This is a genomic window from Arthrobacter glacialis, assembly GCF_002909415.1.
Taxonomy (GTDB): Bacteria; Actinomycetota; Actinomycetes; order Actinomycetales; family Micrococcaceae; genus Specibacter; species Specibacter glacialis.
In genome coordinates this window covers 77613-88353 of sequence record NZ_PPXB01000019.1, presented here as the reverse complement: position 1 = coordinate 88353, position 10741 = coordinate 77613, and the positions used below count along the sequence as shown (strand labels likewise).

The 10741-nt window shown below is 61.3% G+C and carries 13 protein-coding genes and 1 pseudogene; 8 read left to right on the top strand and 6 right to left on the bottom strand.

The features are described 5' to 3' along the window. Positions 1-134, top strand: a pseudogene (locus tag CVS28_RS20260) (lipoyl synthase); the annotation flags it as partial. Positions 135-162: 28 nt separating this feature from the next. After that, positions 163-1011, top strand: a complete 849-nt coding sequence (locus CVS28_RS18305) for a methylenetetrahydrofolate reductase (protein ID WP_103482406.1) — start codon at positions 163-165, stop codon at positions 1009-1011. A gap of 2 nt (positions 1012-1013) precedes the next feature. Here CVS28_RS18305 and CVS28_RS18300 read toward each other — a convergent pair whose 3' ends face one another. Both CVS28_RS18300 and CVS28_RS18295 read right to left on the bottom strand, forming a co-directional pair. Beyond that, complete coding sequence (locus CVS28_RS18300) at positions 1014-1901, bottom strand: FHA domain-containing protein (RefSeq protein ID WP_103482405.1); 888 nt, start codon at positions 1899-1901, stop codon at positions 1014-1016. A gap of 10 nt (positions 1902-1911) precedes the next feature. Next, the gene (locus CVS28_RS18295) at positions 1912-2166 is read right to left on the bottom strand and encodes a hypothetical protein (protein ID WP_103467224.1); all 255 of its coding nucleotides are present in this window, start codon (positions 2164-2166) and stop codon (positions 1912-1914) included. A 270-nt stretch (positions 2167-2436) separates the two neighbouring features. Here CVS28_RS18295 and CVS28_RS18290 point away from each other — a divergent pair, with 270 nt between their 5' ends. Then, entirely contained in the window at positions 2437-2814 is a 378-nt protein-coding gene (locus tag CVS28_RS18290; protein WP_103482410.1) for a VOC family protein, read from the top strand. Between the two features lie 275 nt (positions 2815-3089). Here CVS28_RS18290 and CVS28_RS18285 read toward each other — a convergent pair whose 3' ends face one another. Beyond that, positions 3090-3719, bottom strand: coding sequence for a GAP family protein (locus tag CVS28_RS18285; protein ID WP_133159199.1), 630 nt, complete (start codon positions 3717-3719; stop codon positions 3090-3092). 218 nt (positions 3720-3937) lie between these two features. Here CVS28_RS18285 and CVS28_RS18280 point away from each other — a divergent pair, with 218 nt between their 5' ends. The 4 genes from CVS28_RS18280 to CVS28_RS18265 all read left to right on the top strand — a co-directional run bounded on the left by CVS28_RS18280 (position 3938) and on the right by CVS28_RS18265 (position 6679). After that, positions 3938-4372: a hypothetical protein gene (locus CVS28_RS18280; protein ID WP_103482403.1), complete on the top strand. Its 435-nt coding sequence runs from the start codon at positions 3938-3940 to the stop codon at positions 4370-4372. A gap of 103 nt (positions 4373-4475) precedes the next feature. Then, positions 4476-4796 carry an ArsR/SmtB family transcription factor gene (locus CVS28_RS18275; RefSeq protein WP_103482402.1) on the top strand — a complete coding sequence of 107 codons (321 nt, stop codon included), beginning with the start codon at positions 4476-4478 and terminating at the stop codon, positions 4794-4796. Further along, complete coding sequence (locus tag CVS28_RS18270; RefSeq protein WP_207797258.1) at positions 4793-5038, top strand: VOC family protein; 246 nt, start codon at positions 4793-4795, stop codon at positions 5036-5038. The genes CVS28_RS18275 and CVS28_RS18270 overlap by 4 nt, the downstream gene beginning before the upstream one ends. 54 nt (positions 5039-5092) lie before the next feature. Further along, positions 5093-6679 (top strand): ABC-F family ATP-binding cassette domain-containing protein, encoded by a 1587-nt coding sequence (locus CVS28_RS18265; RefSeq protein WP_103467221.1) that lies wholly within the window; start codon positions 5093-5095, stop codon positions 6677-6679. Between the two features lie 94 nt (positions 6680-6773). Here CVS28_RS18265 and CVS28_RS18260 read toward each other — a convergent pair whose 3' ends face one another. Both CVS28_RS18260 and CVS28_RS18255 read right to left on the bottom strand, forming a co-directional pair. Next, positions 6774-7301, bottom strand: coding sequence for a hypothetical protein (locus CVS28_RS18260; RefSeq protein WP_103482401.1), 528 nt, complete (start codon positions 7299-7301; stop codon positions 6774-6776). A 43-nt stretch (positions 7302-7344) separates the two neighbouring features. Then, on the bottom strand, positions 7345-9561 hold the full coding sequence (locus tag CVS28_RS18255) for an MMPL family transporter (RefSeq protein WP_243399970.1): 2217 nt from the start codon (positions 9559-9561) through the stop codon (positions 7345-7347). Between the two features lie 89 nt (positions 9562-9650). Here CVS28_RS18255 and CVS28_RS18250 point away from each other — a divergent pair, with 89 nt between their 5' ends. Further along, the gene (locus tag CVS28_RS18250) at positions 9651-10160 is read left to right on the top strand and encodes a MarR family winged helix-turn-helix transcriptional regulator (RefSeq protein ID WP_243399969.1); all 510 of its coding nucleotides are present in this window, start codon (positions 9651-9653) and stop codon (positions 10158-10160) included. 27 nt (positions 10161-10187) lie between these two features. Here CVS28_RS18250 and CVS28_RS18245 read toward each other — a convergent pair whose 3' ends face one another. Continuing rightward, the gene (locus CVS28_RS18245) at positions 10188-10688 is read right to left on the bottom strand and encodes a DUF3592 domain-containing protein (protein ID WP_103482399.1); all 501 of its coding nucleotides are present in this window, start codon (positions 10686-10688) and stop codon (positions 10188-10190) included. Between the last annotated feature and the right edge of the window lie 53 nt (positions 10689-10741).

Sequence of the window (10741 nt, the reverse complement as noted above, 5' to 3'; positions counted from 1 at the left end):
CCGGAAGGTTGTGGGCCACGGCCATGCGTAAGAAAGGCCGCGACATCCCCGAACACCTCGCCCACATCGCCGAAGGCATCGAAGACTCCGGCCACACCCGCCAAGAAGCAGCCTCACTCATAACAGCCCGGTAGTTCCACCCAACCAGGGAAGGGCCTGACCATGTTCGCCTCACGCTTGGAAATCATCCCCACCCAGGACATAGTTCCCGCGGTGTTGGAGCGGGTTCCCGCCGGCACCACCATCACCGTGACCTGCCTCCCCCAGCACGGAGTGGAACGCACCATGGACACGGCGTCCGCACTGGCGGGGCATGGCTTCAACGTGGTCCCGCACCTTGCTGCCCGCTCCATTTCTTCGCGCGGGCAGCTCGCCGGTATCTTGCGCGCGTGCGGCACCGCCGGGATCACAGAGCTTTTCGTCATTGGGGGCGACAAAGGACAATCTGGTGGACCCTTCGAATCAAGCGAAGACCTCATGCGCGAGATCGCGCAGTTGAGTGGCAAAAGCATGAAAATGGGCGTTGCCGGATACCCGGAGGGACACCCCAGCATCGCAGACGGCCAGCTCATGGAATCCCTGCGCATCAAACAGGATCTGGCAACCCACATCGTCACGCAAATGTGTTTTTCGCCGTCCACGATTGCCGAGTACATGGCGGTATTGCGCCGTGATGGCGTAAAGCTGCCCGTGTGGGCGGGCGTTGCGGGAGCCGTCCCGCGAACAAAGCTGCTCCGCCTGGCAACGAAGATTGGTGTGGGCAGTTCACTGCGCTTCATTACCGGCAAGGGGGCTTTGGGCATGACCTTGTTGGGCGGCACCAGCTACCAGCCGGAACAGTTCATTGCGGACTTGGCGGACCTGCCAGTACCGCCGGCCGGCATCCACTTGTACACCTTCAACAGCCTAGACTCCCTGCCGGAAGCGGGTGGGCTCGGGCCCATGCATGGGACTTCGGACGGCGCTGGCGCAAAGGGAGGAGTGCGCTCTAGTGCCGTCCCTTCCCCCTAGAGCTACTGTGGCTGGCGCGAATCACCCACTCCTGCGACGGCGTCGTACTCCAGCTGACCTCGGCGCGGATCAAATTGGGGACGCTGGGGGCGGGCAAATTCTCCTGCGGAACGCCCACCAAACGGCCGTCCGTGGTCGGCGTATTCCTCCCGGAAGAAGACCAGCCGCCACGGTCCAAGCACCAACCGTGCGCCAGTGCGCAACACTTGCGGGCGCCCTGTGGGGCTGTCTGGCCCGCCGGCGAAGAACACGTACTCGTCATCATCGCGGTGCACTATGTGTGCTTGCACGGCAGCCAATTCGGGCAAGACGAACGTGGCGTCGCCGTCACTGCCGATGAGGGTGGTTTCCGCCACCAAATTGAACTCGCTGGGCGGGTGCCCGTCCCACGTCTCGCTGTCCCGCACGAATATCAGCCGGGGCCGCCCGCCGCCAAAGGTGTAGTGCGTGGTGGTGGGCTTGAGGCGGAAGCGCCGTTGGAATGTGGGGGCCAACGGCAATGGCGTGCCGGGAGGAATCAGGCTGCCTTGGACGTCGCCTCGAGTTTGTGCCTTGAGCAAGGTTGACCAGGTGTTCGATCTGCCCGGCAAGATATGCGCAGAATTGGTGATCAGCCGGTGAAATGCTGAGACTTCCACGGCCCCCAGGCTGACAATGGTGCCTTCCGGGACGGAAACCGTAACCGTGATTCCGTTCTTCGCCAAGTACCGCGCCACATCCCGAATGGCCGGCAAATTTCTGCGGGAGCCGAGCCGGAACAGGGCCGCGCTGTCGGTGTGTATTTGTATTTCTCGTCCCGCGGCCTTGATGCTGCCATGAACCACTGTGGGTTCGCTGCCGTCCTCAACGGGGAGCTCAACAGAGAATTCCAGATCGATGTCAAAACGCATGGGCCTTCACCTACGGCTTCAGCGCCGGGGCGACGGTGCCTTCATTGTCGCTTGTGGTGACGCGCACGGTGCCGTTGAACTTCCAGGTGGCCCTGGGCGCGTCGGGTCCTATGTCGCGGGGCACTTCAACGCTCATGTCCACAAAGCTGTAGTTGACCTCTGCTCCACGTCCCGTCAGGTACTGCCACAGTTGCTGCCCCAAATCGGACCAGTCGCTGATGGGAACTGAGCGGATATCGTCAGTGCTTGGTTGGTTCTCAGTCATGACGGTACCTTTCAAAGAAGTAGCTGGTTGTGCCCAGTGCACCGCCAGAAGTGCACCATTCACAAGTCAAGGCTGGTTGCCCTTCGTTGGTGCACTTGCTGCAACCCTAGTGATTGCGTCTGCCGAATGATATAGATAGTTCAAAGATCTGAATATATGTTTTACCACTCATTTTGCTGAGGGTGCTTCGGCAAATTTGATCGTCAAATGAACCCGGAAAATGACAGGATGCCCTGTTGGTAAACATTGCCAGAGAGTAGCGTGTCCGGCATGGACTGGAAACTTGAACTGGTATTTGTCCCCGTGTCCGATGTGGACCGCGCCAAGGATTTCTATGTGAACAAGGTTGGCTTCAACGCCGACTACGATGAGCGGCCCGGTGGTGGAATCCGCTTTGTTCAACTAACACCACCCGGCTCGGCCTGTTCCATCTGTATTGGTGAAGGCCTCACGGACGCTGCCCCGGGCACTGCGCCGAACCTGCAAATGGTTGTCAGTGACATCCAAGCCGCCCATGACCAGCTCAAAGCCAACGGCGTGGAAGTTAGCGACGTCGATATCCAGGAGTGGGGCCATTTTGTGTACTTCGCCGACCCCGATGGCAACAAGTGGGCCGTCCAGTACCTCCCCAGCAGGCCCAACGGCTAGATCCAACCACGACGCCGTTCGGGGCCTGTCCTGTTAGGGCTGGGACCCGCACAAGCAGCTGTGGTGCTCCGCAGCCGGGCTCTGTGCTTCTTCCCTGGTGGGTACTCCCTTGGCTTCAGGGATTCCCACGGCGAAGGGCCACAGGCCTGTGATTTTCTCGAACTTGTGCTCCATGCGTTTCCCTCACCGATCGCGGCAACAGATTGCCCACTGTGGTGCGGCTGGATGAAACGGCCGCCGGTGTAGTTCGGAGCGGTCGCCAGTTTGGATTGAATTTATGCTTGGAAGCTGCCGATTCCATTGCCGATGAGGATGAAGCCAAACACCAGCAGCAACAGTCCCGTCATGACCGAGTGGTTGGTGCGCAGCCAGCCCATGAGCGACGCCAGTGGCACCGCCATGTTCACCGGTGCCACGAGGTAGCCGGCCACCGGGATGGCAACTGTCACCGAGCACACCACCAAGAAGGCCGCCATGGCCCATAGCTCTTCCGAGACGCTGAGGCTGGCGGCACCGATGGTGACACCGGCGGCCGCCGTAATCATCGGGTTCTCGGGGTTGGCAGCAGACAATGCCAGTCCTGTGACCAAGCTGCGGGAGGGGGCCATCGTCTCGGCGGAGGCCATCCAGCGGGGAAGGGAGCCGGCGGTGGATTGTTTGATGCGTTTGGCAAACTTGCGCCCCGCCAGCAATAGAAGCCCAGCGCCCAAGGCCAGGCACAGAATCCCTGCCAAGGCATTCGGGTCTCCGCTTCCGGAGGCTTCAACGGTGTCCAGCAGGAGGGTGAGCGCTGCGACGATGACCGCGATTCCCGCCACCCAGCCGGGCAGGAACGCCAAACCGTTCGCCTTGGGGCGGGACGATCCCAGTAGCAACACAATCATGGTGATGGGAAACGGGCTCAAGGAAATACCCAGTCACAGCGGGATCAGAGTCCCAATGACCTCATACACGTCTGGCATCTCCTGGTGGCGATGGATGCAACACGCCATCGAAGTTTCGCACGGATGCTCGTACAGTCAAGACAATGCTTGGGTTGCCAAGCGCAAAAAATTGAGGTGGTTGATGTGGCGGTCTTTTCAGGGGCGAACGACGGCGTCCCGAACGCAAATGTGGTGGGACCGTGAAGGTTGCGGCAATCCTGGCGCTGCGCGTATTCGTGGCCATATCCCTTCTCGGGGTGACCGTCTGCAGAGCATCTCACGGCACAGGCCCGAGCCCGGATGCGCACGAATCCTCCAACGCCACAAACGTGAGTTGCACGGGAGTTGGAAGCTACCGGGTTGCCACCTCCGCCGTGGGGCCCACCCCCGGGTTGCCCCAGTCCGCCAAGGGCGCAAGCTTCACGCCCGCCGTCGGTTTAGCCGGAACGGACGTTGGCTCCGCCGTCCCCACCGTCAGTCCGGTGCTGTGGGCCAATGAGCCCAAGCCATCGATCGATGAATCGTTCAAGAGGCTGGCCATGGGGGAGCAGATCACCTTCAGGGGATACTCGCTGACAATCAGCTCCATCTGTGCCGACAGTGCACAGTTCGAGTTGGTTTCACAGCAGGAATAGCTGCTGGCTCCTCGCTGCGCAGGGACGCCGCACAAGTTCGCACGCCGCCACAACGGGTTCCGCACCCTTGACATGCAAGTAAACACTTGCCTGTGGTGAGATTGTGGCTGACGTATTCAAAGCCCTGGCAGATCCCACCCGCCGGATCATCCTGGACCAGCTGACCCTGCGGAACAGGCAGAGCCTGTTTGAGCTCTGCCCCCGGCTGATCACCAACCACGGGCTCAATTCCTCGCGCCAGTCCGTCTCGCAGCACCTGGACATTTTTGAGGGGGCAGTTTTGGTTCAGGCCAGGCGAGAAGGCCGGTACAAATTCCACTACATCAATACTGCCCCGTTGGACCTCATCATGGGCCGATGGGGCAATCAATCCGGTGGAAGCCCAAGCAGCGGCGCCGCCATAGACGGTGAGGGATCGGCGTGAGAATTAATCTGGCCAGCGTGCTCGTTGATGACCAGGAACAGGCGCGGGTCTTTTGCGCCGATACCCTCGGGTTTGTGTTCAAGCATGACATTCCGATGGGCGCCGACCGTTGGCTGACTGTAGTCTCGCCACAGGATCCCCACGGCACGGAGCTGCCACTTAAACCCAGCGGCCGCCCGATCCAGATTGCACAGTTCGACGGCGGCACCTGGCTTGAGTGCCTAGACGCGGCTGCGCGGTAAAGTGGAGGCGGGTGTTTTTCCCGCCCCGACTCGCTGCAACAAAGGACCACACCCATGAGCTTGATCCGCCTCAATGACGTTTCCGTGCGCTTCGACAAGGTCCAGGTGCTGCGCGAGGCGTTCTTCAAGCTTGAAGCCGGCGACCGGGTGGGGATGATCGGCAAGAACGGCTCCGGCAAGTCCACCCTGCTGAAACTGGTCATGGACCAGGTGGAACCCGATACCGGCACCGTGGCCGTGGAGCTCGGCACCAAGATTGGCTACTTCTCCCAGTTCTCCGAGCTGAACGGGGCCTCCACCATCCTTGAGGTGCTCGAAGAGCTCTTTGCCCACGTCAAGGACATTGAGGCTGAGCTGGCCGGCATCGACTCTGCCATCGCAGCGGACCCGGCCGCCGATGAGCTGGACCGCCTGATCCACCGCCAGTCCGAGCTATTCGATGACATGGACCGGCTGGACGGCTGGGACTACAAGCGAAACATCGACAGGGTGCTGACCACTCTGAGCTTCAGTGAGGCCCACCGAGTCTCAGCCATCGATGATCTCTCCGGCGGCTGGCGCAACCGTGCCGCCTTGGCGAAGATCCTGCTCGAAGCACCCGATGTGCTCCTCCTTGATGAGCCCACCAACTACCTCGACGTGGCAGGTGTGGAATGGCTTGAATCCTGGTTCAAGAACTTCAAGGGTGCGGCGATCATCGTCTCCCACGACAGGAAGTTCCTGGATGCGGTGGTCAACCGCATCATTGAATTGGAGAACTTCCACCTGCACGAGTACCCCGGCAACTTTGCCGAGTACGTTGTGGCCAAGCAATTCCGCCTGAAGACGCTGGAAAGCCAATTCATGCACGAATCCGAGCTGCTGGCCTTTGAAGCTGAAGGCATCTCCGACCGCCGCGAGGCCGCCAAGGCTGCATCCAAGGGATTGGATTCAAAGCTTTCGAAGATCAAGAAGTCCCGTGCACCGCGGCCCGTGGACAAGATCATCACCGAGATTTACGGTGGCCTGCACGTCAAGGACGTCCTCTGCCGGGTGGAATCGCTCACCAAGTCATACGGTGACCGTACCTTGTTCAACGACCTCAGCTTTGAGATCCGCCGCGGCAACAGGATTGTGGTGCTGGGCTCCAACGGCTCCGGCAAGTCGACGCTGCTGCGCGCCCTGACCGGGGAAGAAGCCGCCGATTCCGGCTATGTCACCTGGGCCAAGGGCGGCGGGCTGGTCTCCTACAACCAGCTCCTGGACGAACTGGATCCCGATGACACCGTTACGCACGCCGTCAACGCCATGCCGGACAGCCTTGCCCTGACAGCCACCAAGAAGTCGGTCAACAGGTTCCTCACCATGTTCCAGTTCTCCGAAGCCGATCTCAAGCAAAAGATTGGCAACCTCTCCGGTGGCCAGCGCGCCCGTGTGGCCATGGCCCAGTGCCTGCTGTCCGGCGCCTCGGTCCTGGTGCTCGATGAGCCCACCAACCACCTGGACATGTCCAGCACCCAAGTCATGGAGCGGGCGCTGCTGCACTTCCCCGGCGCCGTGCTGGTGGTCAGCCACGACAGGTTCTTCACCGACAAGATCGCCAACCGCCGCCTGGTGTTCGACGCCGAGAACCCTGGAGTTATCGCCGTCAGTGGCGGCTAGAAAGCCCTCAAAGCGCCCCGCTCCTGAGGCGCCCCGCTCCTGAGGCGCCCCGCTCCCAATGCTCCCCTCTCCCAAGGCTTGGGGTCGCCGACAGTTACCGTCCGGAGCGGGCCTTCCTGCCCCGGCGGGGAGCCCGGGGCTTCTTTGAACCGGGCTTTTTGGCTTTGGGCCAGATATCGCGGAAGGCCCGCCAAGCCACAACGGCGGCCGTCATCCAAACGAAGACAGCCAGGGCCATGGTCCCGCCGAAGCTGGCGGCAGGGCCTGGATTCACGGCCAGCCGGGCCGCCTTGGGCATTTGTTCCGCATAGACCACATCGAGCTGCTGGCCTTTGGAATATCCGCGGTTGCTTTGGAGGGTGCGGACTCGAGTTGTGACCCTGGTGCCCTCAACGGTTTCGAAGCTGACGTGCAGCTCATTGCCGCCATATTTACCGCTGCCGAGTTTTGTCACAGTGGACGGGACCTGATGGAGGGCGGTGCCGGGGTCCGCCAGCGCGGCCGCCCGCTCCGACTCGGCAACGGCGCCCTTGAAAACGGCGATTCCACCGAAGACCGCCATGGCCATGAAGAGGACACTGGCAACTGTCCCCACCCGGTTCCAGGGTCTCTTCTTGGCCATGCGGGCGGATGTCCTTGCTGGTGGCGGTTGCGGCCCAACAAGCCTACCGTTTGCCGCCTGTGCCCTCGGCGGGCGCAATGGCAGCTTGGCCGAACTTGCTGCGCTTGGCGGGCCACCACACCCTGTCACCGAGATCGTAACTCAGCGCCGGAACCAGCAGGGTCCGCACAATCACGGTGTCCAGCAGCACACCAAAGGCCACGATGAACGCCAGCTGCGCCAGGAACAGCAGCGGAATGATGCCCAAAGCAGCGAACGTTGCGGCAAGCACCACGCCAGCGGAAGTGATGACTCCGCCGGTCTTGCCCAAACCGCGCAGCACCCCGGCGTGGGTGCCCATGAGCAGTGACTCCTCCCTGACACGGGTCATGAGGAAGATGTTGTAGTCAACGCCCAGCGCCACCAGGAATACAAAGCCAAACAGCGGCACTGTAGCGTCTGCGCCGGGGAAGCCAAACACGTGGTTGAACACCAGCGCCGAGACCCCCATGGTGGCCATGTAGGAGAGCACCACAGTGCCGATCAACAGCAGCGGCGCAACGATGGATCGCAGCAGGAATATCAAGACGATGAAAATGACAATCAACACCAGCGGCACAATCTTGAACAAGTCGTTTTGAGCCGTGACATTGGTGTCCAGGGCGATCGCCGATACGCCACCCACCAAAACGCTTGCATCCACGGAGGGTAATTGCTCACGGAGTTCCACAACTACCTGCTCCGCGGCCTCAGAATCGGCCTGATCCTTCAAGGTGGCATTGATCAGCACCCGACCCTCTTTGACCACTGGCTGCGCTGCGGGGTCGGGGCGGCCATTGCCCGTGAAGACGCTGGCCTCGGCAATTCCCTGTTGACCTTCGACGGCGGCCAGCACCTGGTCCTTGCTGCCCTGGTCGGCGATGATCACCACGGGGCTGCCGCTGCCGCCGTCGAAGTGTTCGGCCAAGGCGCGCTGTCCGTCCACGGCATTGCTTTGGCCCAGAATGATCTCGGTTTGGGACACCCCGTTGGCCTGCAGCTGCAGAACTCCGGTGCTCGCGGCCAGGAGCAGTACCAAGGTGGCCACCCAGGTCATGCGCGGCTTGCGGGCAATCAGCAGGCCTATGCGGCGCCATAGGCCGCCAATCCCGGCCAATCCCCGTTCAACGTCAGTGGCGGTTGCCTCACCCGTCCCGGAGCTGGCCATGGCCCCATGCTTGTGGTCATGCTCCACCTTCGGTTTGAAGGGCCAGAAGGATCCCCGGCCAAAGGTCACCAACAGGGCGGGCAGGCACGTCAGTGCCGCCAAAAGCGAGAACAGAATGCCGATGGCAGCGATGGGGCCCAGGCTCCGGTTGGAGTTCAGCTCTGAGAACAGGAGGCAAAGCATGGCCAGAATGACTGTGGATCCGGAGGCGACAATTGGCTCCCAGGCGCCACGCAGGGCACGTCCCATGGCGGCCCACTTGGAATCTACCTGGTGCAGGGCTTCGCGGAACCGGGCCACCAGCAGCAGCGAGTAGTCGGTGGCGGCGCCGATCACCAGGATGGAAAGAATGCCTTGGCTTTGTCCGCTGAGCTTGATCCAATCCCAGCTGGCCATGTAGTAGATCACCAGAATGGAGGCGCACAGGGCTACCACCGAGGTGAAAAGCACCAAGATTGGCAGTACCACTGAGCGGTACACAACAAGCAAAATGACAAACACCGCCAAGAGCGCCACCAGCAACAGAACCCCGTCAATGCCGCCAAAGGCATTGACCAGATCGGCTGTCAGACCAGCCGGCCCCGTGACGTAGACGCTCATGCCGGCAGGTGCTGAGGAGGCGAGTACGTCCCGCAGTTCGTCAACAACAGTCTTTATTTCACCGGTGTCGGAGATGGGAACCAGAAACTCAACAGCAAGCTTGTCTGCGGAGGGAATGGGGCCGGCAATCGTGCTGGTGGCCGGTGGTGTGGGCTTTTGCACTCCGGCAACCGCACCCAACTTATCCGCAAGGGTTGCGATCTCCCCCAGCTGGGCCGCCGTCAGTGGCTCGTCGCTGGTCAACAACACCACGGCAGGTATCACGTTGCTGTCCACGAACCGCAACTGCCAGTCGCGCGCAACAGTCGATTCTGCATTGGCGGGAAGGAAGCTGGCCTGATCATTGCTTGAGACATCCGAGATTTTGCCGAACGTGGGCCCGCCCAGCCCTGCCATCAAGAACCAGACAACTATCAGAACTGCGGGCAATGTCAGCCGCAGCCAACGTTTGGGCGACCAGTCAAGAGGTTTCATAGGAATCATATTACTTCCACAACAGAGAGATTCCATACTGGAGATATTATTTTAACCCGTGAGTGACAAATGGGGGGATGATTGTTCACATGAAGTCACCCCAGCCCCATACCGAACTATTCACAGTGATGCGCGAGTTCACCCTTGAATCGGATCGCTATGTTGAGCGGGTTGCTTCCTTGCATGGCCTTCACCGCACCGATCTGAATGCCTTGGGCTTTCTGGTTCGTCCCAGCCGCGAAGGCAATACCATGACGCCGGGCAAGTTGGGCGACGCACTCAACCTCAGCTCGCCTGCCACCACCGCCCTGGTGGACAGGCTTGCGCGATCGGGGCATGTGGTCCGCCAGCGCGACCAAGCGGACCGCCGGCAAATCCAGCTCTCCATGACCGAACACGCCAGAAACGTGGGCCGCACCTTGTTCCTGCCACTGGCCATGGAGCTTGGCGGCGCGGTGCAAAATTACACACCCGAGGAGTTGGAGCTGGTGGAGCGGTTCCTGCGTGACATGACAGCGGCCACTTCCACAGCCAGGGAAAACCTCAAAGCGCCGGAGGCGCGCGAAGAATCAGGGGCTCCCGCCCAAGCGGCCCACTAGCGCAACAGCACACGGCGGACCACGAGCCTAGGGTTGCCGGAGCGGCCGTGTGCGTTTTCCGGCACGACGCTTGGACCGTGCAACCAGGTCCCAGATCCAAGCCCCAGTCAGCAGGAATGCGGCAGCCAGGATTCCAGCTCCCGTCAGAATTGTGCCCATGGACTTGGCTGGGCCACCCTGCCCATCAGCCAGCCTGGCGGCGGATGGGTACTGGGAAACATAGTCCAGCTCCACTAGCTCGCCGACGTCAAAATTTCTGTTGCCCTGTCTGGTCCACACCATGGTTTCAATGGCTTCGCCACCCTCGGTGATGAAGCGCACCGGCATCTGCGACCATTCGGTGTCGCCGGCATTGGCCTTCACTGTGCCAACAGTGCTGACCAAGGTGCTGCCCGCAGCACTGAGGGCTGAGGCGTTGCCTTGTTCGGCCAGGCCCCCGCCTAAGGTGACCACTCCCGCCGTCGTAAGGGCCGCGAGCGCAATGGCTGAGACGCCAGCTACGGCCCATGACCTCAACCGTTGACCCATGTGACGGCCTTTCAAATGCAATTCGGGGGAGCGTGATGATGGAGGCGGAACCC

Bases quoted from the DNA above. Each gene is read 5' to 3' on its own strand.
- CVS28_RS18305 (WP_103482406.1), top strand. From the start codon at position 163: ATGTTCGCCTCACGCTTGGAAATCATCCCCACCCAGGACATAGTTCCC.
- CVS28_RS18300 (WP_103482405.1), bottom strand. From the start codon at position 1,901: ATGCGTTTTGACATCGATCTGGAATTCTCTGTTGAGCTCCCCGTTGAG.
- CVS28_RS18295 (WP_103467224.1), bottom strand. From the start codon at position 2,166: ATGACTGAGAACCAACCAAGCACTGACGATATCCGCTCAGTTCCCATC.
- CVS28_RS18290 (WP_103482410.1), top strand. From the start codon at position 2,437: ATGGACTGGAAACTTGAACTGGTATTTGTCCCCGTGTCCGATGTGGAC.
- CVS28_RS18265 (WP_103467221.1), top strand. From the start codon at position 5,093: ATGAGCTTGATCCGCCTCAATGACGTTTCCGTGCGCTTCGACAAGGTC.
- CVS28_RS18260 (WP_103482401.1), bottom strand. From the start codon at position 7,301: ATGGCCAAGAAGAGACCCTGGAACCGGGTGGGGACAGTTGCCAGTGTC.
- CVS28_RS18255 (WP_243399970.1), bottom strand. From the start codon at position 9,561: ATGAAACCTCTTGACTGGTCGCCCAAACGTTGGCTGCGGCTGACATTG.
- CVS28_RS18250 (WP_243399969.1), top strand. From the start codon at position 9,651: ATGAAGTCACCCCAGCCCCATACCGAACTATTCACAGTGATGCGCGAG.
- CVS28_RS18245 (WP_103482399.1), bottom strand. From the start codon at position 10,688: ATGGGTCAACGGTTGAGGTCATGGGCCGTAGCTGGCGTCTCAGCCATT.